This window comes from Pseudomonas sp. 300 (assembly GCF_055803035.1).
In genome coordinates this window covers 1,123,691-1,145,021 of the sequence record NZ_JAVLRV010000002.1, presented here as the reverse complement: position 1 = coordinate 1,145,021, position 21,331 = coordinate 1,123,691, and the positions used below count along the sequence as shown (strand labels likewise).

General features: G+C 50.2%; 30 protein-coding genes and 1 pseudogene. 4 read left to right on the top strand and 27 right to left on the bottom strand.

Annotated features, from left to right (window positions below):
* Nucleotides 1–249: 249 nt before the first annotated feature.
* From Q7W83_RS11720 to Q7W83_RS11605, 24 genes are all read right to left on the bottom strand, one after another.
* Complete coding sequence (locus Q7W83_RS11720; RefSeq protein ID WP_473656105.1) at nt 250–534, bottom strand: hypothetical protein; 285 nt, start codon at nt 532–534, stop codon at nt 250–252.
* Between the two features lie 41 nt (nt 535–575).
* Nucleotides 576–1,037 carry a hypothetical protein gene (locus tag Q7W83_RS11715; RefSeq protein WP_473656104.1) on the bottom strand — a complete coding sequence of 154 codons (462 nt, stop codon included), beginning with the start codon at nt 1,035–1,037 and terminating at the stop codon, nt 576–578.
* Nucleotides 1,027–1,353 carry a hypothetical protein gene (locus tag Q7W83_RS11710; protein WP_473656103.1) on the bottom strand — a complete coding sequence of 109 codons (327 nt, stop codon included), beginning with the start codon at nt 1,351–1,353 and terminating at the stop codon, nt 1,027–1,029. The genes Q7W83_RS11715 and Q7W83_RS11710 overlap by 11 nt, the downstream gene beginning before the upstream one ends.
* 319 nt (nt 1,354–1,672) lie before the next feature.
* Nucleotides 1,673–3,910: a PspA/IM30 family protein gene (locus Q7W83_RS11705; RefSeq protein ID WP_473656102.1), complete on the bottom strand. Its 2,238-nt coding sequence runs from the start codon at nt 3,908–3,910 to the stop codon at nt 1,673–1,675.
* Nucleotides 3,911–3,916: 6 nt separating this feature from the next.
* Nucleotides 3,917–4,315 carry a hypothetical protein gene (locus tag Q7W83_RS11700; RefSeq protein ID WP_473656101.1) on the bottom strand — a complete coding sequence of 133 codons (399 nt, stop codon included), beginning with the start codon at nt 4,313–4,315 and terminating at the stop codon, nt 3,917–3,919.
* Nucleotides 4,316–4,362: 47 nt separating this feature from the next.
* Complete coding sequence (locus tag Q7W83_RS11695) at nt 4,363–4,608, bottom strand: hypothetical protein (RefSeq protein ID WP_473656100.1); 246 nt, start codon at nt 4,606–4,608, stop codon at nt 4,363–4,365.
* Nucleotides 4,599–4,802, bottom strand: a complete 204-nt coding sequence (locus Q7W83_RS11690) for a hypothetical protein (RefSeq protein WP_473656099.1) — start codon at nt 4,800–4,802, stop codon at nt 4,599–4,601. Before Q7W83_RS11690 ends, Q7W83_RS11695 begins: the two co-directional genes overlap by 10 nt.
* The gene (locus Q7W83_RS11685) at nt 4,795–5,043 is read right to left on the bottom strand and encodes a hypothetical protein (protein ID WP_473656098.1); all 249 of its coding nucleotides are present in this window, start codon (nt 5,041–5,043) and stop codon (nt 4,795–4,797) included. Before Q7W83_RS11685 ends, Q7W83_RS11690 begins: the two co-directional genes overlap by 8 nt.
* Nucleotides 5,044–5,101: 58 nt before the next feature.
* On the bottom strand, nt 5,102–5,851 hold the full coding sequence (locus Q7W83_RS11680; protein ID WP_473656097.1) for a Gp138 family membrane-puncturing spike protein: 750 nt from the start codon (nt 5,849–5,851) through the stop codon (nt 5,102–5,104).
* Nucleotides 5,851–6,774 carry a hypothetical protein gene (locus tag Q7W83_RS11675; protein WP_473656096.1) on the bottom strand — a complete coding sequence of 308 codons (924 nt, stop codon included), beginning with the start codon at nt 6,772–6,774 and terminating at the stop codon, nt 5,851–5,853. Before Q7W83_RS11675 ends, Q7W83_RS11680 begins: the two co-directional genes overlap by 1 nt.
* Complete coding sequence (locus Q7W83_RS11670; RefSeq protein ID WP_473656095.1) at nt 6,771–7,547, bottom strand: phage baseplate protein; 777 nt, start codon at nt 7,545–7,547, stop codon at nt 6,771–6,773. Before Q7W83_RS11670 ends, Q7W83_RS11675 begins: the two co-directional genes overlap by 4 nt.
* Nucleotides 7,544–7,864, bottom strand: coding sequence for a hypothetical protein (locus Q7W83_RS11665; RefSeq protein WP_473656094.1), 321 nt, complete (start codon nt 7,862–7,864; stop codon nt 7,544–7,546). Before Q7W83_RS11665 ends, Q7W83_RS11670 begins: the two co-directional genes overlap by 4 nt.
* Nucleotides 7,865–8,835: 971 nt before the next feature.
* Nucleotides 8,836–10,005: a hypothetical protein gene (locus tag Q7W83_RS11660; RefSeq protein ID WP_473656093.1), complete on the bottom strand. Its 1,170-nt coding sequence runs from the start codon at nt 10,003–10,005 to the stop codon at nt 8,836–8,838.
* Between the two features lie 434 nt (nt 10,006–10,439).
* The gene (locus Q7W83_RS11655; protein ID WP_473656092.1) at nt 10,440–10,733 is read right to left on the bottom strand and encodes a hypothetical protein; all 294 of its coding nucleotides are present in this window, start codon (nt 10,731–10,733) and stop codon (nt 10,440–10,442) included.
* Between the two features lie 191 nt (nt 10,734–10,924).
* Nucleotides 10,925–11,338, bottom strand: coding sequence for a hypothetical protein (locus tag Q7W83_RS11650; RefSeq protein WP_473656091.1), 414 nt, complete (start codon nt 11,336–11,338; stop codon nt 10,925–10,927).
* A 105-nt stretch (nt 11,339–11,443) separates the two neighbouring features.
* Nucleotides 11,444–11,893: a hypothetical protein gene (locus Q7W83_RS11645; RefSeq protein ID WP_473656090.1), complete on the bottom strand. Its 450-nt coding sequence runs from the start codon at nt 11,891–11,893 to the stop codon at nt 11,444–11,446.
* 112 nt (nt 11,894–12,005) lie between these two features.
* Nucleotides 12,006–12,218, bottom strand: a complete 213-nt coding sequence (locus Q7W83_RS11640; protein WP_473656089.1) for a hypothetical protein — start codon at nt 12,216–12,218, stop codon at nt 12,006–12,008.
* A gap of 16 nt (nt 12,219–12,234) precedes the next feature.
* Entirely contained in the window at nt 12,235–12,405 is a 171-nt protein-coding gene (locus Q7W83_RS11635; protein WP_473656088.1) for a hypothetical protein, read from the bottom strand.
* The gene (locus Q7W83_RS11630) at nt 12,405–12,752 is read right to left on the bottom strand and encodes a phage baseplate plug family protein (RefSeq protein WP_473656087.1); all 348 of its coding nucleotides are present in this window, start codon (nt 12,750–12,752) and stop codon (nt 12,405–12,407) included. Before Q7W83_RS11630 ends, Q7W83_RS11635 begins: the two co-directional genes overlap by 1 nt.
* On the bottom strand, nt 12,749–12,970 hold the full coding sequence (locus Q7W83_RS11625; RefSeq protein WP_473656086.1) for a hypothetical protein: 222 nt from the start codon (nt 12,968–12,970) through the stop codon (nt 12,749–12,751). The genes Q7W83_RS11630 and Q7W83_RS11625 overlap by 4 nt, the downstream gene beginning before the upstream one ends.
* 50 nt (nt 12,971–13,020) lie before the next feature.
* Complete coding sequence (locus Q7W83_RS11620) at nt 13,021–13,530, bottom strand: hypothetical protein (RefSeq protein ID WP_473656085.1); 510 nt, start codon at nt 13,528–13,530, stop codon at nt 13,021–13,023.
* Nucleotides 13,531–13,613: 83 nt separating this feature from the next.
* Nucleotides 13,614–13,763 carry a hypothetical protein gene (locus tag Q7W83_RS11615; protein ID WP_473656084.1) on the bottom strand — a complete coding sequence of 50 codons (150 nt, stop codon included), beginning with the start codon at nt 13,761–13,763 and terminating at the stop codon, nt 13,614–13,616.
* An 823-nt stretch (nt 13,764–14,586) separates the two neighbouring features.
* A complete protein-coding gene (locus tag Q7W83_RS11610; protein WP_473656083.1) occupies nt 14,587–14,967 on the bottom strand; it encodes a Rap1a/Tai family immunity protein in 381 nt (126 codons plus the stop codon).
* Nucleotides 14,967–15,302, bottom strand: coding sequence for a hypothetical protein (locus Q7W83_RS11605; protein ID WP_473656082.1), 336 nt, complete (start codon nt 15,300–15,302; stop codon nt 14,967–14,969). Before Q7W83_RS11605 ends, Q7W83_RS11610 begins: the two co-directional genes overlap by 1 nt.
* A gap of 137 nt (nt 15,303–15,439) precedes the next feature.
* Between Q7W83_RS11605 and Q7W83_RS11600 the strand changes: the two genes are divergently transcribed.
* Together Q7W83_RS11600 and Q7W83_RS11595 are read left to right on the top strand one after the other, a co-directional pair.
* The gene (locus tag Q7W83_RS11600) at nt 15,440–16,240 is read left to right on the top strand and encodes a hypothetical protein (RefSeq protein WP_473656081.1); all 801 of its coding nucleotides are present in this window, start codon (nt 15,440–15,442) and stop codon (nt 16,238–16,240) included.
* Between the two features lie 22 nt (nt 16,241–16,262).
* Nucleotides 16,263–16,418 (top strand): annotated as a pseudogene (locus tag Q7W83_RS11595) (FKBP-type peptidyl-prolyl cis-trans isomerase); the annotation flags it as partial.
* 90 nt (nt 16,419–16,508) lie between these two features.
* Here Q7W83_RS11595 and Q7W83_RS11590 read toward each other — a convergent pair.
* Both Q7W83_RS11590 and Q7W83_RS11585 read right to left on the bottom strand, forming a co-directional pair.
* Complete coding sequence (locus tag Q7W83_RS11590) at nt 16,509–17,540, bottom strand: D-cysteine desulfhydrase family protein (protein WP_473656080.1); 1,032 nt, start codon at nt 17,538–17,540, stop codon at nt 16,509–16,511.
* Between the two features lie 111 nt (nt 17,541–17,651).
* Complete coding sequence (locus tag Q7W83_RS11585) at nt 17,652–18,761, bottom strand: cytochrome P450 (protein ID WP_150630468.1); 1,110 nt, start codon at nt 18,759–18,761, stop codon at nt 17,652–17,654.
* An 82-nt stretch (nt 18,762–18,843) separates the two neighbouring features.
* Here Q7W83_RS11585 and Q7W83_RS11580 point away from each other — a divergent pair, with 82 nt between their 5' ends.
* Nucleotides 18,844–19,608 (top strand): ArsR/SmtB family transcription factor, encoded by a 765-nt coding sequence (locus Q7W83_RS11580; RefSeq protein ID WP_473656079.1) that lies wholly within the window; start codon nt 18,844–18,846, stop codon nt 19,606–19,608.
* On the opposite strand, the gene Q7W83_RS11575 is transcribed toward Q7W83_RS11580, so the two are convergent.
* Nucleotides 19,605–20,213 carry a LysE family translocator gene (locus tag Q7W83_RS11575; RefSeq protein ID WP_150630470.1) on the bottom strand — a complete coding sequence of 203 codons (609 nt, stop codon included), beginning with the start codon at nt 20,211–20,213 and terminating at the stop codon, nt 19,605–19,607. The two genes, Q7W83_RS11580 and Q7W83_RS11575, sit on opposite strands and share 4 nt — an antisense overlap.
* 105 nt (nt 20,214–20,318) lie before the next feature.
* Between Q7W83_RS11575 and Q7W83_RS11570 the strand changes: the two genes are divergently transcribed.
* Nucleotides 20,319–21,257 (top strand): LysR substrate-binding domain-containing protein, encoded by a 939-nt coding sequence (locus Q7W83_RS11570; protein ID WP_150630471.1) that lies wholly within the window; start codon nt 20,319–20,321, stop codon nt 21,255–21,257.
* Nucleotides 21,258–21,331: the final 74 nt, after the last annotated feature.

Here is a 21,331-nt window from a genome sequence, read left to right as displayed (position 1 = left end):
GAAAGTGTCTGAATTCTATATGCACAGGAGCTGCTGTAAAGCGATTACAGAGGCTTTGTAGTGCGAGTGTTGCCATTGCCTATATGGAAGGCTTCTATCGTCTCCTGCGAGCCTGTAAGAGCTTCTAGTGGAATGCATGAAGGCTTGCATAGGCGTTTGAATCTATTAGCTGCAAACACTTTCAGACAGTGTTCACACGTGTTGATTCTCATTATGTGAATCCTCTTGAAAGTGTTCGTTGAATGTTAGTTATGCTTTACGTTTGGCTCTTGTCTTGAGTGTTGGAGTTGGAGTTGGTTCTTGGATTGCTGGGAGAGGGAAACCAAAGCAGGCATAAAGCTGCATTTGAGCTTGCTCTTCCGCGTAACCACTCAACACAAGATCGAATAGCTTTCTAGGAACGTTTGGGAACGCTAGCACGTAGTCAACGCCATATGTCTTGGCGATGTAATGGCCGCAAGCTTCAACATGGTCTTCTTGGAGGGCTAGAGCCTCATAGGCTACGGCCTTCTCTGGGGTGGGGATGTAATGCACTGTTAGTCTCCTGTGGTTATCGTGGGTTGTGGTGTGAAAGCTCAGGGAGCCAGTTGTTTGGATGAATCAATGATGAACTTAACAGAAGCAAGCATCTTGCCTGTGTCGTATAGAGGGTCATCAAAGCCTTTGCGTGCAATCGTTGCACGGCTGTTGTGGCCCGGATAATCATCAATAGTTGTTCTCATGATTTCAGTGAGCATGTCACCTAGTTTGTTGAGAGCATTCAGAGAAGCCCCGTTAGCCTTGGCTACTGACTTAAATACTTCTTTCAATCCTGCCTTGATGCGAGATTTGTTGAGCTTATCCATGAATGTATCTTCCATGAACGGACGTTCGGGGATGTCAGATGTACCGTAGTTGTTCAGCATTGCCACTTGGGCAACTGACATACCATCGTCGTACACATCATCAAAGAACCCAACTTTCACGTCTCGCTTCTCAAGAGCCATCAGTCTCTTCTTCAGGGAGCGTAGCCCTTTAAGGTCTAGTTTAATCGCCATCGTGTTTACCTTCTCGTTCTGTTCCTAGATTAATCTTTGTAGCCAACTCTGTGATGCGGGTTAGGTAGTAGATTGTTTTCTGAAGCTCTCCAACAGTTGCGGCGACCTCTTCTTGGCTCTTGACTTGAGATTCAGTGAGTTTGATTTGAGATTCAGCTATTACATTGACACTTCGTTCTAACTTCTCAGTGCGTGCAATAAGTAGATAGATTTCGTCTGTCCTCTTGCGTGCTTCGTAAGCACCTGTAACTGTGTAGAATCCGAATAGTAGGACTAGTGCAGCAAGTGGCCCGTACAGCATTTGTTTGAATGTCATAAGAGCTTACCTTTGGCAGTTGATAGCACCGACACTACTAATGCATAGTTGCTCTGCTAGCGAGCTGGCTTCCTTTGCAAGAGCCAAAGCGTAACTAGTACTGGTGTCGATGTTGTGAGATTGAAGAACCAAGGAGCGCTTAAGTTCTAATTGTTGTTGGATGGCTGTGTATTGGAGGGCGTTATATGCCATCGGCGTGACGCCAAGTAGCATAGTTAGCACGAATGACAGCAACACCGCTTTATGTAGTTTGGGTAGCATTTAGTTTCTCCAATAGAAGCCCCGTCTTCAATGAATGTAAGCTTGGGGCTTTGGATTGTTAGCGGACGTCTTTAATGAGAATGCCAGCAGTACCAGTCCTAGACTGAGCTTCGTTAACACCCTGTTTGGCAGCTTCTTTTACAGCCTGATTAATCTGTGGCCCTAGAGTTTTGATTAGGCTGTCAGGATCAGTCCCATTGAAAGCGGATGCTGGAACTGTGATGCTAATATCACCAAGCTTGATATCGTTGGTGATTGTCGTTGTAGAAGGAGCGGCACTAGTACCAGTAGTAGGATTAAGTGGCATGGTGCTAGCTTGGGACTGCATAACCTGCATGCGATCAAAGACTTTGTCTTGATGTAGCTTCAGCAAGCCGCCAACGATTGGGCTATTACTCATCTGAGAAAGTACAACGTTGTCGTTAGCAACCGGCGCCATAACAGAAGGCTTCAATGCACTTCCATCTGTTAGACGATTTGGGTGGGCTTCGTTGTATGTGTTGTTTGCCTTCTCAGCTTGCGAAACATAACCCATCTTACCGGCGATGTAGTTGATACCATCGGCAAGGAGGTTGATAGCTCCCGTAAGCGTTGTCAGAGCCACTTGCAGCCCCATAGAGGCCAACGTAGCAGCTACACCAGCAATGAGCCCAATCAACGCCTTAAGAGGTTCTAGGGCGGTGTTGAGCCTAACCATTGCATCCCACAAACCTCCCAGCTTTTCACTCCACTGTTCAATGCCGAGGGTGCGGAAAGTCTCTTGGAATCCATCAGTGAAAAATTTGATTCCATCGGTCACAGACTTCATAGCTGCTTCTAGTCTATTACCAGCACCGTCTACACCGTTCATCCAACTTTCAATGGCTGGGATTAGCTGTTCAAGACCATGGAGCAGATTGGTAGAAGCTTCAATTCCTTTTGTACCAAATCCAGCGAGCTTGTCAGCGATTGGACCTAGCTTAGAGATTAGATCGATTTGAGCCTTACTGTTCTCAGTAAGAGCTTTACCCATTGCACCGTTATCGGATGTATAGGCATTGGCTAGGACTGCGCTTGTAATGTTACTACGGCGGTTAGATTGAGATTCAGCATTACTCTTGGCAGCATCAAGACGGCCACCTTTGTTAGCGTCTCGCTCCATGATTTGCGTCATTGCTTCCCAGAACTTAACGTTGGCTTCGCCTTTAACGCCTTTTGTAATAGCTGCCTCAAGAGCTGCCATTGCATCAGTACCAGTGAGCTTGCCACCTGTAGACTTCTGATAGGCTTCAGCAGCGATTGCACCAGAGCCCGGCAAGTGTTCTGCCAATTGTTGTCTGAGTTCTTCTTGGGAAAGCTTACCTTTGCTCAAAGATTGAGACATGGCACGCGTAACGCCTTTGACAGCATCGTTAGAAATGCCTGTACCTTTGGCGTACGACAGCAAGCCGTGCATCATGGACTCAGAGCGATTTTCACTCAGACCTACGCCACGCATGGTGGATAGATTCTTCGCGTAGTCCATTCCAAGATCGTTAGCGTTCAAACCGAGTTCATCGGCAACACCTAGGAATCGATAGTTGGCCTGCTTACCCTTGGTTTGAACTTGGCCCTTGCTAAGCTTGCCATCGTCATACATGGCAGCGAAGTTACCGATCCGGGCTTGTTGAGTCTGTCCAGCGGTCACAGCAGCATCAACGAAGCTCTTCATTGCAGCAGCGGCACTCAGTGCAGCGAGCCCCAAGGCGAATGCACCACCAGCGGCGGCACTCAACGCACCAGTAAACCCGCCAATAGCTGGCATCTGGAAACCGCCAGCTCTAGCGCCAGCGATGCCACCAAGACCACCACGCATTGCCCTCTGCACACGCATAGAGCTTAGCTGCGTCTGGTGTGTGGCCTTCTGTAGTCGTTGCTGCTGTGTCAGATTCTGTGTGCCAGCAATCTGGTTGCGTAGCTGCTGATGGCTCGCCTTGAGAGCGGCCAGAGTAGAAGCTTGCTGTGTCTTGGCGTTCTGAGCTTGGGTCTTGGCTTGCACCAGTCCGAGCTGGGCCGCTTTCTGACTAGCGGCAACATTAAACTTTGCAGCGGCTTGTTGTGCCTTCTGCATTTTGGCATTGATAGCTTGCAAAGTTTTCAATTGTGCTGTTTGTTCAGCGAGTGCTGGCTTTACATTCAAAGCCTTTTGCATCTGCTTACCGACGTTATTAATCTTTGCTGTTAGGGCTGTAAGGCGACGTTCAAACAGGTTCAATCCCGTGAAGTCAACTTTAAAGCCAAGCTCACCAAAGAACTTACCGATTGTTTCACTACTCATGGTTGATTACTCATTTTCTTTCGGGGCTTGAGAGCCGCCGAAAGTTCTTTTTGTTGGGAGAGTGATGTGGGTTTCAACGGCTTTAACTAGAGCCTTGCCCATCAGGCGACCATGTTTGCCTTCATAGGCTGTAGCACAGTTAAACCTTTCACTTGTATTCAGGTATTGTTTAGCAGCGGCTACAGATGCAGCATCACCACTGATAGCAAACGCTAAGCCTTTGTCTGTCAGAATCCAGAAGTAGCGGAAGCGACCAAGGTTGCGAGTCTTGCTATTGATTGTGTTGCGAATGTCGGTCATAAGTTTGCTGATTGGGCAACTACCGGCAAGGTAGCCCATGTAGTAACTAATGCGATTACCTAGAATGCTTTGAGCATAGGCAAGCGTCTGTGGATTGATGTCCATTAAGGAGTCTCCTAGAATTCGGAATATGAGAGAGGGAAGGGGTATGATTATTCAGCAATGAGAGAGCGAATAATGTCTGTGTAAGTAGACTCCATTCGTTCTAGCACTTTATCGAAAGCTTCAGCTTGGTTGGAAAGAAGAAGTTCAAGCTCAAAGATTCGATCCTGCATAATGCGGCGATCTTCGTTATGAGTATGAGTGGTGCGAGAGAGGTTAGCTACTTCAAACGGGCTGTAACAGCCAGAAGCTGTACCATTAAAACCATCGTCAGAGTCATAGTGGATCATTGCCACTTAGACTCTTTACGATATTGCTCAACTTCTCTGTCTTTACGTCGTTGGCGTTTACGTGGAGCAAACTCTTCTTCAGGAGTGTAGTCCCATACAGTCACTTCAATAGCTTCAGCTACAAGAGGGTTGACAGTGAAGTCTTCAACTTTGATTTCTTGGGGTTGTTTCTTCTTCAAGGATAAGGTCGGCTTAGCCATTTTTCTTTCCATACTTGGCTTCAAGGAGTTGTGTAGTGATGTCGTAGCCATTCTTGACTTTCGTTTGTGCATCTTCTTGAAGGGCCCTTTTGTAAATCTCAGTAAGGCTCGCTTTCTCTGCCATCAAGAATTTGTACATGGCGTAGAATTGATCTGCTGAAAAGTCTTCAGCAGATTTCAAAATTGCTTCGGTTACTTCGCTAGGGAAGTGTCCAGTCAGCAACTGTTTGCGGATATTCATTGTTAGTTCCTTGTATTTGTTATGTTGTGTGGGCTCCTGCGAGCCCATATAAGAGGATTTAAACGATAGGGCCAGCGGATGTGCCACTTCCCGGTGTAACGCCTGTATGGCGGTGGGTAGCGAACGCAATACCGTTGAATGTCGCTTCGCCTGTAAGGTCGTAGTTGCCAGTCTGAGAGTAATCACCAAGCCACGTAGTGGTTGGGACTTCGACAGACATAGATGCGGCTTTGATTGCGATGGCGTTGGTAGCAGTTAGGTTGATGTCCTTGGCGTTCACGTTCACTTTGAACTCAGTGTTCATCGTGATGTTTCCATCCTCAGACAAACGAATCTCGGCTTCATTGCCACCGATGTTAGCTACCACTACAACGTCTTTCGTGTTGTGCGTCCATTTGCGAACAGACGGCTTGTTAGCACTATTGTTGAAAGTGAATAGGCCGGGGATCGCAATCGCATCTTGCATATCATGCTTGCGATAGTCGTTAGGCTGCGTAGGACGCCCATTGCCAAGCTTGAAGTTATCCATAGAGCGTTGGGCAAAGCACAACAACACTGTGTCTCCAATCTCAACAGGGAAGCTTACAAGAGCCTTCTTGCTGCCGGGCATGATGAGAGGAACACTTAGGATTTCAGGGAACTCCTCAACGTCACCGTCCGTGTACAACTCGTTAATGGCGGGTTGCACATTAACGCTCATCGAGTCCAAGCTAACGCCTGTGATAACGGCGGGCATAGATGTAAACATCAACGCTTGGTTCTGGTGGATCATGCTGTTTAGTGTGTCTTCACTAGATGGGGCTCTCATTAGACAAGTTCCTCCGCGTCGATTTCCGAACAGAAGCACTCGACTTGCCAAGTATCCCCACGATAACTACCCGAGAAATGGGATGTGTTAACGCGGAAGAAACCACTAATGTCAAGGTCTTCTAGTTTGACGATTGAGCCGGGGACTAGAGCAGTGTTCAAAAGAGCTTCAAACTTAACGCCGCGTTTACGGGTTTTATCCTTTGGTAGCTTCTTGCCTTCAGCAGATGTGTAGTAAGGAACGTTGATTAGTCCAGTCTCCCCATTCAACACCGTAGCGTTGACTGTGGATTTACTCGATGGCTGGTTCTTACCTGTTATATTTAGGACGTTTCCTGTGATGTTCCATTCAAGATCATTGGCCCTGCAAAGACGGATGAGTTGTTCTCTAGGTGTTCCATGTAGAGACATTCCAGAAACTACAGGTTTGTTCAATCCATCGCCCCTGTAAGTGCCTCTGGCAATATCACCACCCATTGCTTCACGAACAACATCAATGCAGTTTTCAATTGTCTTGCCAGCGGAGACTAACGCTTTCACTCGTCTATGATTGAGGGCGGCGTATGCCTCACCAACTTTAAATGTTGTAATCCAGTCAGGGCCAGACTTGTTATGTGATACTTCAACTACATTGCCTTGCACCATAAGATGAGCGCCAGTATCTTTGTAGCCAACACTCAAAGAGATTTCTACGAAATCGCCGTCAATAAGTTTTCGTTGATCGCGAGAGAGGTTGAATACAGAGATTTCAGCACTGTCCGTTGTGCGGCTGTTGTCAGAGTCTTTAGCGAAAGAGAAAGCAATGTTGACGCCTCTTACGAAAGACTGGAGTTCTTCGTCAAATCCGTCACTCTTGAGCTGAATACCGTTACCCGTCTTGTAGTTGCCAATAGTCAGGACGTATGCACGTTCGTAAAGGATCATGGTGTAGATGCTCCACTCTGAGCACCCTGTGCGTTCACACGCTGAGAAGCAGACTGATTAGCGTAATCGGTGGGACTTGTAGCTGGCTTGTCGCTGGCTACAGCAGCACGCTTAGATGCGCTAGTCTGTGTGCGGCCTTTATTCTTAATAGTTACTTGGATGCTTTTAACCTGTGCAAGAGTGATTTGCTCAATCTCCATAACAGGAAACAATCCATCACCTGTGTCAGCATCTTCATTAAAAGTGAGAGAGGTGAATACACAGTTAGGCCAGCTTTTACGCACGTAGCTATCGTTGAAGTCTACAAGTGCAAACTGTTCTTTTTGTTCGTGCATTGCGATCATCTGCATCTTAATGGCTTGAGCTGACCTCACTTTCGGTTGTTCAGTTACAACAACTTCAGGGATACTCGTACTAGTGAACTGAGAGATAGATTCAGGCAAGAAGCTCTTGAATGTATTCTTATTGCTGTTAATAGAGACTGGGCTGTCAACTGGTGTGTTGTTCGTGTATTGCTTCTTGGCAGTAACAGATTGCCAACCTTCGTAGTCGTCAACGTTGCTTGTAAGTTGAGGGCGGTTAAAGTTGAAGTCAGCATCAGATAGGACAGCTTTCAGAGAGAAGCGTGGGTTTTCAATAATGTAATGGTCAACGACGGATGCACCAGAGCCGAGAGGGTGTTTACTGGTGACGCCTTGGTATTGCTCACCAAAACCTTCAACAGCGTCAAACCATAGAATGTCACCATTAGAGCGACGGATTGCGATAGTCATTTGAATTTTCCTTCAAGAAACATGCAGTGGAGGGAAGGCATGTTGTGTTTGATGTGATCTAAGATGCGTGCGTGATATGCAGCACGTTTAGCCTCTTGGAGTGCAGTAGCTTCAGCTAGGCGCTTTAAACGATCTTGTTCAGCTCGCTCTTCACGTACACGCTGAGCTTCTTTAGCATCAGCTATCATTTGAAACATGCATTCAGCGGAACGCTGATTCTTAGCGAATTGCTCAGCTAGGTTCTCAGAAGTTTGATGGATAGATGTCGATGTATCGTTAAAGACATTGATCGTCATGTTGCCAATGTTTAGATTCATGTTTTATTCCTTGTATTGAGAGAGGGTGTAACTTGCGTCACTGTGCTGCTTTCTTCATGCGGTAATGCTTGAGCCTGCAAGATGGGGAACACCAGAGGGCTTGTGTTGAACGTGCGGTGAATCTGCATTCACAAAACTTGCACGAGATAATGCGGACCTTACGGATGGCCATAGGGAAAGACTCCTTTGAATGTAGGATGTAAAGATTGATGACGAGTTGTTCAGGGGGCGTACTTAAATGCGTACACCTTGAGTTTCGAGATATGAAAAAAGGCCAGAGATTGGCCTTTGATGTGATGATTTAGCGATGTGATTGTGTAGCTAAGAGGGGATGAAGCGGAGTTCATCAACTCTTGAATAGTGCCTACGCTGAGTTTGCGTCACAGTGTAGGCGTTCCATGAAGCAGTACATGGAATTCTTAGAATTAGGGACCAATCTATAAGCCCGATTGGGAGGGCTTCATCTAATCAGGATGGGTATTACAGGAGGGGTGAAGCAATGTCTCAAAGTGTTCTAGAAAGTTACTTCTCTATTACAGGTTATTATCTCATGAAGTGTGCACTATGTCAACGACTTTATACTATTTGTCAACACCAGGTGTATAAATATTTTGTGTATTAGAGTCAATGAATACAGGCGTTGAAAGGCTGTTTCAAGAGTGTGTGGTGTAGTCTCTTGTGTGAGTTCGTGAGGCGCTCTACAATGACTTCTACTGGCGACCGGCTAGGAACTCAATACTTTGCCTTGTCTCTATGCTCAATGCGTCTCTAGTGAGCTTGTGCAGTCTCTCGGTGTCTGCTGAGTACACGCTTCGCACACTGTTTTATGTCAGGTAAAAACAAGGTGTAGCCCTTATAGAACGTGACTTGTAGGCGTGCGGAGAGGATTAGAATCTCTCCTATAGCACGAGTAGTTTCTTTCACATACAAGAAAGCCCAGCAAGGGCTAGGGCTTCAAGGTTAAGCAAACATCAGAAAGGCGTGTCACCGTATTGGTTCATTGCAATAGGAACAACAGCACCACGCATCATTGCGAAGTCTTCAAATGTAGTTGTAGCACGAACAGGAGCAGACACAGACGCTTTGTATGCAGCAAGAGAAGTATCAATAGCAATAGCCCAACCATTTGCCCAGTTAATGATTTTGTGAGTGGTGTTTTCAGCAATTACCATTTCTAGGGTGTCGCCCATAACGGCAATCGACTTACCGTGCAGCACGTCAAACAACATCTGTGCATGATGCTCGGTAAACAGACTGGAATTGCGTTGAGAACTGATTGCGTCTTCAAAGGCGTAAGCGTAGGGAGCGAGTTCAGGACGAACTTCAGATAGCCGGGTTAGTTCACGAGACATTACAACTTCAACGCGAGAGGCTTCACAAGCGAAGTAGCCGCTAGCGTCTTTACCAGTCATCAGAGTCTTGATGTTCTGAAGCTCTTTAGTCTTCATGCCTTCAATCGTTTCAACGTCTGGGAGAGCTGCTACGTGGTCTGGGTTGCTTTCGTCGTAATGGTTGGCGATCCACTGTGTTAGCTGGCAACGCTGGGTAGGCTTGATCTTGCATGCCTTGATTGTTTCGAGGATGGTTGTCTTGCCGATGTAAGCGAGAACACGAGTAACAACTTCAGATTCTTCTTCAAGCTCTTTGCTCACTGCGTGCTTTGTGTCGAGGGTGGCACGGCCGATAGAAGCACCGTAGCCAAAGTATTTTGTTCCGTGAGAGCGGTTCAGGGTTTTAGGGGCTGAGACAAGGTTGTCAGCAAACAGGAGGCCGACGAAGGCGTGACCTTTAACCGGGGCAATGTGAGACAGCTCGTAGTCGTTAACATCGCCGTAGCCGTTGTACACCATGTTTGCTTTGTACAGCGAGTGGAGAGCAGAGAGAGTTTCTACCGTGTGACCGCGTAGGATTTCCAGCGTACCAGCACGCATACACTCACGGGCTAGGTAGTAGAAGAATGCACATTTCATTGCCTTGTCCATTGGGTCTTTCTTGACCTTGGCGTTAGCGTTGTCTTGTTTGCATTCGCGAGAACAAAACATCGCTGTCTTGTTGGAAGTGGTGAAACGATTTTTACAATGTTTGCAAGTCGGGCGACGTGTAGCAGATGTTTTAACAACGGTTTTGGTTTGGGGTGTCATGCTGAATAGCTCCTTGATGGATGGCTTGGGATTTGGTGTTTTGAGTTGGGGTTGTTACGGGGGATGTGGCTTTGTAGATCGCTTTACAGGCACTAGAACAAGTGGCTGTTAGTTTTTGTCGAGTGAAGCTGTGACCGCATACCTTGCAGATACACGAATGAGCAGCACCAGCACGTTTAGAAACGTGGGACATGGGAAGACCTCCATTGAGAAATGGTTGTTTAGGTTGTTTGGGTTAGGGTGTAACAGAAGGTGAAGCTAGTGTTGCGGGGAAGAGAGAAAGTTATCTACCTCTCTATGTCCATTCTACATCCAAACCCTTATACGTCAATCCCTCCGAGGGACAATTAATCAATAACTATGCCATATATACAACAAAGCCGACGAGCGGTAGTGTTGTAACTAGCGTTAACACCTTAATTCATCGGCTTAGTTCAATCATAGTATTGAGAATATTCAGACATTGAAGGATCACGTCTAGGAACTACACGCGGCTCTACCTTTGGCCTGTTCTCTTTGTTCAATGCATATTGCTCACGAACTGATAGTCTCGGCGTATCTTCAGGCCGACGTGCAGGATTGTCTAACGATGCTTCTAGGGCTGTTACAAGCTCCATGGCGATGCGTGTGCGCTCTTGTAGGGTGATTGCACTAGCGTGTGTTCTCAGAGCAGTTAGTACGCCTTTTAGCACGCCGTGAGGGTCAAAGATGTCGTAAGGGTTGTTCATGGTTAGCTCATCGTCCGTTGTGCATCAGGCGTCAGGCTCTGGCTCAAGCGATACTTGAATACGCACGGAGCGGAACAGAACTTATCTTCAATGATGCGAGCACCTAGACGACGGGTGCAATATTGGCAGTTTTTCATCCCTTAGATTCCTTTTGTGGTGGGTGTGTATTGGTGTTTTTCTTCAACCTTGAATCAAGGCTTAACCTCTTTAGGCTGTTCGGTGTTTGGTTTGGGCTTATAGGCAATGGGTGTTGGTTCTACTGGGGTTGTGGTTCCATAGTTTGGAGCCTCTACCTTAACGTTGACGTTTCCAATCTCCATTCGGGAATGGTCATTGATCGTTGTGTTGCTGACCTTTCCAATATTCGCTTGAGCCCTACTTACATCGCGTAGCACGGTTGCTGTTTCCTGTTGATACCTCTGAAGCTGTTGACGACTGAGCAAAGCTTGCTGAGTAATCTTGTAATCAGCCTCTTGCCTAACGTCTTCAATCTGTTGAGCAGTGCAGGAGAATTGAACGAGCATGAGAAATGTAAGAACCAACATTCCGAAGTGTTTACGAAACTGGCGGCTACAGGCCGCTAGAATCTCTGACAGACTCGGCATTGTTCTAGGTTCCTTGTTGTGTGGGATATTGACTGTGCGTTGAAGCACGATTGAAGACTCTATGTGAGCCTGTACGGCGTGGGAGAAGGCCATCAGGCCAACCCCTTAGACGTTAGGTGAGGCGGAGCTTGTACGAGCTTTACGGGGCTTTGCCTTAGTCTGAACAGCAGAGCCAGAGTAAGAACGGAAACGTGGGATAGGCTGATACATCATTTCAATGCTTTGCATGAATGATTTGAAACGGATGACACCGCCACCAGCGTGAAGCTCTTCAGCTCGCGTGAAGTGGCTACTACGATCACATAGACGGTTAGCGATGATTTCCATCACCTTAGCGTCACCAGAGATAGCGACGGCAATACCAATCGACGTGTTAAGCCAGAAGTAGCGGAACTTATAGGCTTCAGAGCCTAGGCGAATCCTTAGTACTTTCTTCAAGTCATAAAAGATTTCTGAAATGTCTTTGCAGCCTACCAATCGATAAGCAGCGTATTTGTCTAGGGTTGGGTCAGCGACTGCGTTGATGTAGTCGGGGAGTGCTCTTGCTTTGGACATTGGATGTCTCCTTGAATGTGGGGTGAATATTCGACCTACCTTTATGCTGGTCAAAGAAAAGGCTCAGAGTTGTTAAGCCCTGAGCCTTGATAGAGTTGGGCGTGCTGCTGTGTCAGATGGTTGAAGCTCTGAGAGCATTACGAATCGCCAGAGCGGTTAGACGCTCATGTTGGGCAACTGTCATAAGCTCATCAGGATTGATACCGGGGATGTTAGGCATGAAACCAGCTTCCTTGTATTCGATCACCAGAGTATCAGCAGCATTAGCAATGTGTTGGATTGCAGGGATTTTGAAAGTGGGGAAGGAAAAAGAAGTGTGGGTCATGCGTAATATCCTTATGTTAGATAGCTTCGAGAATGTCTGTTGTGTATTGCACTGTAGCCTCTAGCAGCTCAAGTAAGCCGTCGCGTTGCACGGTCAACACGCTTACTTCATCCGCCAGTTCTTGCACACGAGCTACTAGAGCTGCGTTCTGTGCAATGTAAATATCTAGATCAGAAATGTTTTCCATTATGCTGCGTCTTCAACGTCGTAGACGTAATAGAGTTTGAAGAACTTAGGCATCACAGAGGATTCTTGAGTAAGAGAAGAAGCTACTGCTACGTTGACAGGTAGAAGTTCAAAGTGACCACTCAGGCCGATATTCTCAAGTGGCAAGTCAATCAACATTGGGTATTGAGACACTAGTGCGTAACCAAGCACCAAAGGAGTTTGATCCTCTAGGCGGATATCCATCTGCCACTGAGTGGCCCGAGCGTTCCAGTAGAACTTAAACTTAAGGGAAACAGTCTCAAGCGATGCATTGTAGCGATAATTCAAATCGGAGAAGAGTGGGAGTTCTACAAATACGGTGCTCATACTGCGTCTCCGCTTGCGAAGTTGTTAACTTCACCTAGCAACACTTTAATATCACTGCTCATACCGTAAGCAATTGCGATATCTTGGAATGGCTTCTGCTCAGCTTCAGTTAGAACACGTTGTACTGCGAATGGAGCGTTCAAGTGTTCTGCGATTTGCTGTTTGATCTCTACCTGAGAAAGCTTGCCTTTACTTAGTGCGTTATATCGGGTTGTCATTTTGTTTTCCTTGTGTTCTGCGTGAGGGCTCCAGCGAGCCCATTCAAATGTTATTTCAGGCCGTGTGCTGTACGGATGTCACGCTCAATTCGGGCACGTTGGGCAATCTTGGCGGCTTGCTCAGCAGCAGCTTCTTCTGCAATCTGTTTAGCGACAGCAGCTTGGATTTCAACTTCGATTTGCACACTGGCAGCTTTAAGCATCTTGGCTTTCAACTCAGCTTCAGCTTCAGCTTGAACAATCTTCAGTTCTTCATCTTGAACAGCTTCAGGCTTTGTAAGAATGATGATTTGCACAACACCAACAGACTGTGTGGTGACGCCAGACAGCGTGTAGCCTTCAGAGAGCTTAACGGCTAGGTCACGCACCAGAGCATCAACGTAAGGGTATGTGAAGCTTTCAAGAGCGCCGTAAAAGAACTTACGCGGGAAGTCACCACGAGCGTTTGCCTCAGCATTGTAATCTTCAGTGATACCGCTTTCACGGTTGAGGTAGGCATGGGTTGCAGCGTCTTTAGCTTCTTGGATTTGTGTCTTAGTTGGAACGGATTGGATAGTCATTTAATTTGATTCCTTATATGAGAGTGGGGTTTGTTAGAATGAGATTAGTAGGATGATTGCCGTAGCCATGAAGAACAATTCCATCAGAACCATTCTTCGTAGAGTTCAGCGTAAGGGTCTGCGTCTTCTTCATCTGGGAGAAGACCTAAACACTCAGCATCAGCTTCTTGAAGCTTTTGCATGTCGAGAGTATTTATGTAAGCTTGTAGGCTTGCCATCACTTCAGTATCCATTAGGCTGTACCTTTGAATAGAGCAATGAGGGATGGAGCACCATAAGCAACCATGCCTAAGGATGTAGCAACAGCTACCATTAGAGCGAATGTAATCATTGTTTGTTACCTTTTATTGAGAGGGATTGTTGCGGGGGTGAAACGTACACCTTGAGAGTCGAGATAAAACAAAGGGCTAATCTCTTAGCCCTTTATACCCGCTCTCATTGGTATTTGATGTTGAACTGGCTCAACCATTAACAACCGTTATCGGGGCCATGCTCTAAGTAGTTCCGGCTCGACTTCCCTCCCGGATGAGGGTTCCTATCTACACCTTAACGGGGTTACAAACCCCAGTGCATAAAGTCTACTTGTGTTAGCCACACTACAAGTGAAGTGTGAGGAACCTCAACCCTTGGAAAGAGGAGCTGAGGCTTGGCATGGAAAACAATCCCTGTTTCGACTAGACACTACAGGGGAAGTGTTGAGGAGGTTGCAAGGCTTGCGGAGCCGATGACCTCTAGTCTTTCAGTTGTGACAATCGCTAAATGGTGACAACGGAATTTTGAATGTAACCCGGTGTCTGTCTCGCTACCGGGGAAGCGTAAGGACGGCTATGAAGGCCGGACAGAGGACAACAGTTTGAATGGAGGAAACAAACTACTGAAGAAGAAACTGAGTGAGGCGAGGAGGGTGTTGCTGATCGTTTAGAAGAGTGTGAAGGCTTTCTATCCCTGTATACACCATTGTATCATGAGTCTAAAGAATTACAACCCCTCGAGTGTTAAATAGTTGCTATTTGCAAGACATTTATTTGTAAAATCGATGAGCGGTAGTGTGTGGGGTTACTTGCAAAAGTAGACGTCTCTATACGCATAAACTGTCAGCAATGACGGGTCTTCATTCAATAATTCAGGGTGACTGTCGAGGTATTTTACAACGATCCGTGCGGCTTGTTCATTTGTGATGCCATTGTATGGGAAGCATATTCTATAAACTGGTTCTAGCTGGTCTTTATGTATTGTCAGTGCGCTTCTAACACCTTCGAGAAGCCCTATACAGTAACCAGCAACTAATTGCTGATTCGATAATATCTGTTCTCCGTCTGAAACTTTCACCACTAAGCGACATGCCTTCAGAAGATTATTACCATCATGAGGTTCCGCTTGTGACGCGCCGCCTATGAGCGTGGTAGCCAGAGAGAAAGCCGCTAGCCAAGTCTTCATCAGTGCCCCTCACCCCGGTTGCTGTAATCGCCGTAGGCATAAGTCAGCTTACTGGCGGCACTCTCGCTCTCGCGTCTGTACATATCACTCAGTGTCCAGCGTAGCCGCTCATGCTCAACCTTCAAACACTCGTTCGATCCCTTCAGTGCAGCAAGCTCCTTGGAGTTGTCTCGATACATCACTATCAGCCCGGCGATGGTTTTATGGGCTCTCTGAAGCTCGGAGCGTGTTGTCTCTAGCTCAGCCTCAAGCAAGCGGTTGTAGTGCTTGAGCATTTCCGCATGGGTTGGCATTCCCAGCTCAAAGCCAGAATCGTCGATTAAATCGTCATCCATCGTCATCATTCCGAGAGCTGTATATGCGTACAGTATGCGTCGCCTCTATCAGCTTCAAGAGTTGTCTCTCTAGGATGTGCCTGAACGGTTGGCTTTCGGACGAACGACTCAGTTAACATCCGCGACATCGGGTGGGTATGGGTGAAGAAATGCGGACGGACGATGTAAAGCAGGGCACTAAATTCAAGCTGATCAAAAAGATAGGGGCATGGGCGCTTGTGCCCGGTTTGGGAGTTCCGATTACGAAGCTGGTGGAGAGCCATTATGACGTTTCGTTTATCTCAAGGCTGTGGAGCTGGATGTCAAGCGTGGGCGATCTACTAGCTCAGTCTTTCATCGTACAGCTTTGGATGATGATAGCGATGATGGGCTGTGTGTTGCTTCTAGCCGCTGTTGGGTTTTGGGCGATCATGGATGCGAACAGTGCATTAGATGCTGCTGATTCGGAGTTAGAGGTAGTCAATTCAAAACTTGAGGCTGCCAATATAGACCTTAGAAATGCGAATTTAGAGCTCAGAGCTAATGACGCAAAACTGAAAGCAGCCAATTCAGAGCTTGATGCTGCTAAGTCAGAATTGGACGTCACTGATGGAAAGCTGAAGGCCGCTAGCTTAGGGCTGGATGCTGCCTTCGCGAAAATTGATGATTTAAAGACTCCCAAGGTGCGGCCCCTCACGAAAGGTCAAGAACAGGTAATCGCAGCTATCGCGACCTATAACAACTTCGGGAAAAGTTGCCCAGCTAAAGAATTTCCAGCTGAAATTGGGCTAACACGGTTGCAGGCAGATAGTGCAATGGATGTGCTAGAGCAAAGGAAACTGATCTCGTCTGAATACACCAGAATCGGCAGATACGTTACGTTGACTGCTGATGGTCGTGCTTACGTTCTCCACCCAGATTTCGACTTGCTTCCGCTATCTCAACGGGGCGACCGCTGAAGCCTACATATGAAATACTTGCGACCAAGGCATCATGGGCATGCAGGTCGGCGGCAAGCGCAAGTTGCGGGTGCCGGCGCACCTGGCCTATGGCGAGCGCACGATGGGGGCGATCCCGCCGAATTCGAACCTGATTTTCGAGATTGAATTGCTGGAAGTGCTGACGCGGGATGATTGATTGCCGTATCGGCGGGCGAATGCGTCGTTTGACAGGGCGCCATCGCCGACTTGCTGGCGATGAACGATCACGCGGTCAACCCGGCAGGCGCTAACCCTGAAACGTCTCCCGATAGGCATACAACCCAGGCGTCCCGCCGGTCATCACGAACAGCACGTTGTCGCCGTCACGGAAACGACCTTGTTTCAGATCGGCCAACAGGCCCGCAAACGCCTTGCCGGAGTACACCGGATCTATCAGCAAACCTTCGGCGCGAGCCATCAGTCGCACGGCGTCTTGCATGGCCTGGGTCGGCAGACCGTAACCCTCGCCCAACTGACTGCCGTCAATCACGATGTCCTCGGGCCGTACGATGGCGTCGCTGCCCAGTAACGCCAAGGTGTCCTGGGTCAGTTTCAGGGTTCGGGTCGCTGACGAGTCTCGATCCGATAACACCGAGTAAGACTTGACGACCGCTGTGCCTCGGCCCAGCAACTGGAAACCGCTCGCGAGCCCGGCGTGGGTGCCGGCGCTGCCGTTGGGCACCACGACTTGGTTGAAGGTGAGGCCGAGCGCCGTCTCCTGCTCCGCGATTTCCGCCGCGCAACGCGCATAGCCGAGACTGCCCAGCGGGGTTGAGCCACCCATGGAAATCACCAACACCTTGCGCCCTGATTCCCGAAGTTGCGCCGCCCGAGTCTCGGCCCGGGCGAGTGAGTCGGTGCCTGCGGCAAGCACTTGTAGCTGTGCGCCAAACAATTGGTCGAGCAGAACGTTGCCGTTAAGTTCGTAATCCACCTCGGATTTGGGGACGGAGCGGGTGAGGATCAATTCACAGTCAATGCCCAAACGCGCACAGACCGCCGCGGTCAGTCGCGCATGGTTGGACTGAACGCCGCCCACGGTAATGACCGTATCGATGCCGGCCTGCTGCGCAGCACCAATGTGGAATTCGAGTTTGCGCAGCTTGTTGCCGCCACCGCCCAGCAACATGTGATCGTCGCGCTTGAGAAACAGGCGGGTTCCCCGGGTCTCCAGGCCCAATAGCTGCTCGATACGTTCGGCGCGCTGAATGGGTGTTGGACCTTGCAGGAGGTCTGCTCGCGCAAAAGCATTGAGGGACTTGTCCAGTTGGGTTTGCATCGATGGCGCCTCGCTGACGTTTATCAGAGTGACTCTATGGAGAAAGTCACTCGCGATAAACGCATTGCCAGTCATTACACCTTTGACGCCATGTAACTAATAGCGTGCACTTTACGAGAACAGTGGGATCCGGCCGTTGAGGGAAGGGCGGTAGTGCCAGGTCAATCGGTCCAGTGCGGGTTTCGACGCCAGAGCCTGCGTCAACGTGGCGCTGGCGATACTCAGTGCCAGCACCTGCCCCGGACAATGATGCCGCCCTGAACCGAAGGTGAAACTGCGCCGCTGCGGACGTTCGAACATGAACGTGTCAGGCTGCTCATTGAGTTGCGGGTCACGATTGGCTGAGGCCAGTAGCACCAGGATCACGTCTCCGGTATTCAGCGCTACGCCTTCGATTTCACAGGGGGCGGCGACGAACCGACGGGTGTTCTGCACCGAAGGATCGAAGCGCTGGGCTTCGGCCACCAGGTCGTCAATGTTGATCGAATCGTTCAACCACTGTGGGTTTCGAATCAGCGCCAACAACGCGTTGCCGATCAGCCCTGCGGTGGCTTCATAGGTCTGGGAAAGCAGGCCGACGAGATTGGCGATCATTGCATCGGTGTCGGAGGAAGCCGCAAACCGCTGGCGAATACCCGCGAGCAAGGCGCTTTGGTTGTCCGGATCATCCAGCAACTCAATGAAGTAGCCGCTCAGCTGTTCCGCCGCCGCATGGGCAGCGTCCAGTTGCGCCTGATCGCTGAGGGGCGACAGGCACGCGACGAAATCCCCGGTCAGCTCGCTGATTACCCGAGCCTGTGCGGGCGAAAATCCCAGCAACGCTGCCACTACGCACACCGGACCAAGGAACATTGCCTTGTGCAGCCCTTCGGCGTCGGGACTGAGCAAGCGCGCGCCGACCAGTGCGTTGACTTCCTCCACGTCAATCAGCGCCAGCGCCGGTTGTATCGCTGATCGCGGGCAACGCTGGCGTTCGCCCTCGTTCATCCGCATCAACTGACTGAAAACCTTGCCGGCCATGCCGCTGGCAATGGCCTTGGGCACCGGCTCATGCGTCGGCCGAACGTGACAGTCAGGATGCGCCAGCACCGCCGCCACAGCCTTGGCGCTGCTGACGACCCACAGTTTCAGTCCCTGGTGAAACATCAGTCCGCCCTGAGCGCGCAGCTGCGCGTAATAAGGATAAGGATCGGCGTGAGTCGCAGCGATGATCGGGTCCATGGGGCGCGTCCTTGTTCGTGGTGGGGAAAGTGTTGCTACTATCTCCAGTCCGAAAGGGGCTTGATTCGTCCGGGAGCGAAATATGAACGCAGAACAACACGACCTCGGTGTCTCACACGTAGCGGCGGCCATTGCCGAACCGGCCCGGACCAGAATGTTGTGTTCGTTGATGGACGGACACGCCCGCACCAGCACCGAGCTGGCGGCGATTGCCGAGGTCAGCGCTTCCACCGCCAGCGCGCACCTGGCGAAACTCAGGGAACTGGCACTGCTGCGTCTGCACGTTCAGGGGCGCCATCGCTATTACAGCCTCGCGGACAAGCGCGTGGCCCAGGCACTGGAAGCATTGATGGTGATCGGCCAGAACAGCGCGCCGACCTTCAGCCCGCGCACCCCGGACCGCCTGCAATTTGCCCGCACCTGCTACGACCACATGGCTGGCACGCTGGCGGTGTTGCTGCATGACCGGCTGCTGGAAAAAGGCTGGTTGCTGGAAACCGATGAGCAGGCTTATCGGCTGAGCGACAGCGGCGAAGTGTTGTTTGAAGGATTGGGCATTGAGGTCAAGGACCTGAACACCCTGCGCCGGCGGTTCGCCTGTCCCTGCCTGGACTGGAGCATGCGCCGGCCGCATCTGGGCGGTTCACTGGGGGCGGCGTTGCTGCAGACGGCGATCCAGCGCAAATGGGTGACTCAGGATCTGGACAGTCGGGCGCTGACGTTGACGGCAACGGGGCGAAAGGAATTCAGCAGCCGGTTTGCCGTTGAACTGTCGGTTCAGGTAACGACAGCACAACCCGCGTCCACCGAGACCAAGCGCCGCGCGATCGTCAGTTCTGCGCCTTAACGACTGGCCGAGGCCATCAGCACGCCGAAACCGGCGAAGGTCACGCCCGAGACTTTCGCCGCCAGCCAGGAACCTTTCGGGCTCGATAACCAGCCTTTGGCTGCATTGGCGAGCAAGGCATAGCTGCCATGCACCAGGACAACCAGTACGGCGTAGGAGGCAACGAGCTTGAAGAACTGGGTGGAGAAGTGCGCCGAGGTGTCGATGAATTGCGGGAACACCGCCAGAAAGAAAAACACCGCTTTGGGGTTCAAGAACTGGATGGAAGCCGCTTCAAGAAAGCGATAGCCCGGACTTGAGGGGCGCGTTTCAAGCCGCGTACTGAAACGATCCGAGCGCCAGCTTTTGTAACCCAGGTACAACAAATAGACGGCCCCTGCGTATTTCAATGCGGTAAAGGCGTTGGCGGAGGTGCTGAGGATCAGGCCGACACTGGTGGCGCTGATGGTGGCGACGACAAACGCCCCCGACGCGATCCCCAGAATGCCCGGCACTGCCCCCGTCCATCCGTGGCGCACCGCGTTGGAAAGGGTCAGCACCACGCCAGGCCCTGGGCTCAAAATGGTCAGGGTGGCAAACAGTAGAAAGAGTCCGTAGCTGTTCATGTCTTGCTCCGTCAGGTGGTGCTGGCTGCGTGTTGGCAGATTGGCGTGACGGCGTGGACGTGACAAACACTTTTAATGCAGCGCATGTGTGACTAAATTAGACGCATGACTAATCAACTACCCCCTCTTAATGCTGTTCGCGCCTTCTCCGTTGCTGCTCGCCATCAGAGTTTCAGCCTGGCGGCGGAGGAGCTGCATGTCAGTCACAGTGCCGTCAGCCGGCATATCAAATTACTTGAGGAACACTTGGGGGTGCTGCTGTTCGAGCGGCGTGTCCGTCAATCGGTGCTGACGCCGGCCGGTCAGCGCTTTTATGAGCAAGTCAGTGCCGGACTGGCGCAGATCGCCAACGCCGCCGCTGCACTCAAGCAACATGCCTCGCTGCCGACCGTGAAGATCAATGTCCGTCCCTCTTTTGCCATGCTGTGGCTGATGCCCAGGCTGGAGGATTTCATTGCGCAGCACCCTGACATCAAGCCGCAGGTGATTACCCAGACCCAGGCACCGGATCATGCACGCGACGGGTTTGACCTCGTCATCCGCCGTGGTCGTGACGATTGGGCGCCGGCGATTGAGGCGCGAGCCCTCTTCGAAGACGAGCTGTTGCTGGTCGCGGCCCCCTCGCTCATCCAGCGCCTGGCCTTTGAAGACCTCGCGTCCCTGGGCCGGCACACGTTACTGACCGCCAAGGCGCGCCGCGAAGATTGGCACAATTGGGCCCTGCACTTTGGTCAAACCCAGTCAGCCACTCAGGTCACTCGGCAGTTTGATCACATGCACCTGGTGCTTGAGGCCGCCGTGGATGGACAGGGCATTGCCTTGTGCCCGACCTCCTTGCTGGGCACCCACCTTTCGAGCGGTCGCCTGATTTGCCCGTTGCCCGAGTTACGGATGCCGTTGCCGCGTTATTACTACGGTGTTGCGCCGGATGTGACGGCGCAGACACGGGTGTTTGTTGAGTGGTTGTTTACCCGGATCGAAAAGGATACCGGTCGGGTGGGGGGCGGATCACAAGGTGATTGGCCTGCAAGTGACCCGCGCTGAAAAACGGCCGGCCAACAAAAATCTATGGTCACCCCCATTTTTGCAATACTGATTAACGGATGGTGTGGTTGGTT

Coding starts and splice junctions, on each gene's coding strand:
- Q7W83_RS11655 (WP_473656092.1), bottom strand. CDS start 10,733: ATGAACAACCCTTACGACATCTTTGACCCTCACGGCGTGCTAAAAGGC.
- Q7W83_RS11700 (WP_473656101.1), bottom strand. CDS start 4,315: ATGGACATCAATCCACAGACGCTTGCCTATGCTCAAAGCATTCTAGGT.
- Q7W83_RS11620 (WP_473656085.1), bottom strand. CDS start 13,530: ATGACTATCCAATCCGTTCCAACTAAGACACAAATCCAAGAAGCTAAA.
- Q7W83_RS11615 (WP_473656084.1), bottom strand. CDS start 13,763: ATGGATACTGAAGTGATGGCAAGCCTACAAGCTTACATAAATACTCTC.
- Q7W83_RS11710 (WP_473656103.1), bottom strand. CDS start 1,353: ATGACATTCAAACAAATGCTGTACGGGCCACTTGCTGCACTAGTCCTA.
- Q7W83_RS11665 (WP_473656094.1), bottom strand. CDS start 7,864: ATGAATCTAAACATTGGCAACATGACGATCAATGTCTTTAACGATACA.
- Q7W83_RS11635 (WP_473656088.1), bottom strand. CDS start 12,405: ATGGAAAACATTTCTGATCTAGATATTTACATTGCACAGAACGCAGCT.
- Q7W83_RS11645 (WP_473656090.1), bottom strand. CDS start 11,893: ATGTCCAAAGCAAGAGCACTCCCCGACTACATCAACGCAGTCGCTGAC.
- Q7W83_RS11575 (WP_150630470.1), bottom strand. CDS start 20,213: ATGAACAGCTACGGACTCTTTCTACTGTTTGCCACCCTGACCATTTTG.
- Q7W83_RS11625 (WP_473656086.1), bottom strand. CDS start 12,970: ATGACAACCCGATATAACGCACTAAGTAAAGGCAAGCTTTCTCAGGTA.
- Q7W83_RS11715 (WP_473656104.1), bottom strand. CDS start 1,037: ATGGCGATTAAACTAGACCTTAAAGGGCTACGCTCCCTGAAGAAGAGA.
- Q7W83_RS11690 (WP_473656099.1), bottom strand. CDS start 4,802: ATGGCTAAGCCGACCTTATCCTTGAAGAAGAAACAACCCCAAGAAATC.
- Q7W83_RS11640 (WP_473656089.1), bottom strand. CDS start 12,218: ATGACCCACACTTCTTTTTCCTTCCCCACTTTCAAAATCCCTGCAATC.
- Q7W83_RS11570 (WP_150630471.1), top strand. CDS start 20,319: ATGACTAATCAACTACCCCCTCTTAATGCTGTTCGCGCCTTCTCCGTT.
- Q7W83_RS11675 (WP_473656096.1), bottom strand. CDS start 6,774: ATGATCCTTTACGAACGTGCATACGTCCTGACTATTGGCAACTACAAG.
- Q7W83_RS11610 (WP_473656083.1), bottom strand. CDS start 14,967: ATGAAGACTTGGCTAGCGGCTTTCTCTCTGGCTACCACGCTCATAGGC.
- Q7W83_RS11705 (WP_473656102.1), bottom strand. CDS start 3,910: ATGAGTAGTGAAACAATCGGTAAGTTCTTTGGTGAGCTTGGCTTTAAA.
- Q7W83_RS11630 (WP_473656087.1), bottom strand. CDS start 12,752: ATGAGCACCGTATTTGTAGAACTCCCACTCTTCTCCGATTTGAATTAT.
- Q7W83_RS11650 (WP_473656091.1), bottom strand. CDS start 11,338: ATGCCGAGTCTGTCAGAGATTCTAGCGGCCTGTAGCCGCCAGTTTCGT.
- Q7W83_RS11660 (WP_473656093.1), bottom strand. CDS start 10,005: ATGACACCCCAAACCAAAACCGTTGTTAAAACATCTGCTACACGTCGC.
- Q7W83_RS11605 (WP_473656082.1), bottom strand. CDS start 15,302: ATGGATGACGATTTAATCGACGATTCTGGCTTTGAGCTGGGAATGCCA.
- Q7W83_RS11590 (WP_473656080.1), bottom strand. CDS start 17,540: ATGCAAACCCAACTGGACAAGTCCCTCAATGCTTTTGCGCGAGCAGAC.
- Q7W83_RS11585 (WP_150630468.1), bottom strand. CDS start 18,761: ATGGACCCGATCATCGCTGCGACTCACGCCGATCCTTATCCTTATTAC.
- Q7W83_RS11600 (WP_473656081.1), top strand. CDS start 15,440: ATGGGTGAAGAAATGCGGACGGACGATGTAAAGCAGGGCACTAAATTC.
- Q7W83_RS11580 (WP_473656079.1), top strand. CDS start 18,844: ATGAACGCAGAACAACACGACCTCGGTGTCTCACACGTAGCGGCGGCC.
- Q7W83_RS11680 (WP_473656097.1), bottom strand. CDS start 5,851: ATGAGAGCCCCATCTAGTGAAGACACACTAAACAGCATGATCCACCAG.
- Q7W83_RS11670 (WP_473656095.1), bottom strand. CDS start 7,547: ATGACTATCGCAATCCGTCGCTCTAATGGTGACATTCTATGGTTTGAC.
- Q7W83_RS11685 (WP_473656098.1), bottom strand. CDS start 5,043: ATGAATATCCGCAAACAGTTGCTGACTGGACACTTCCCTAGCGAAGTA.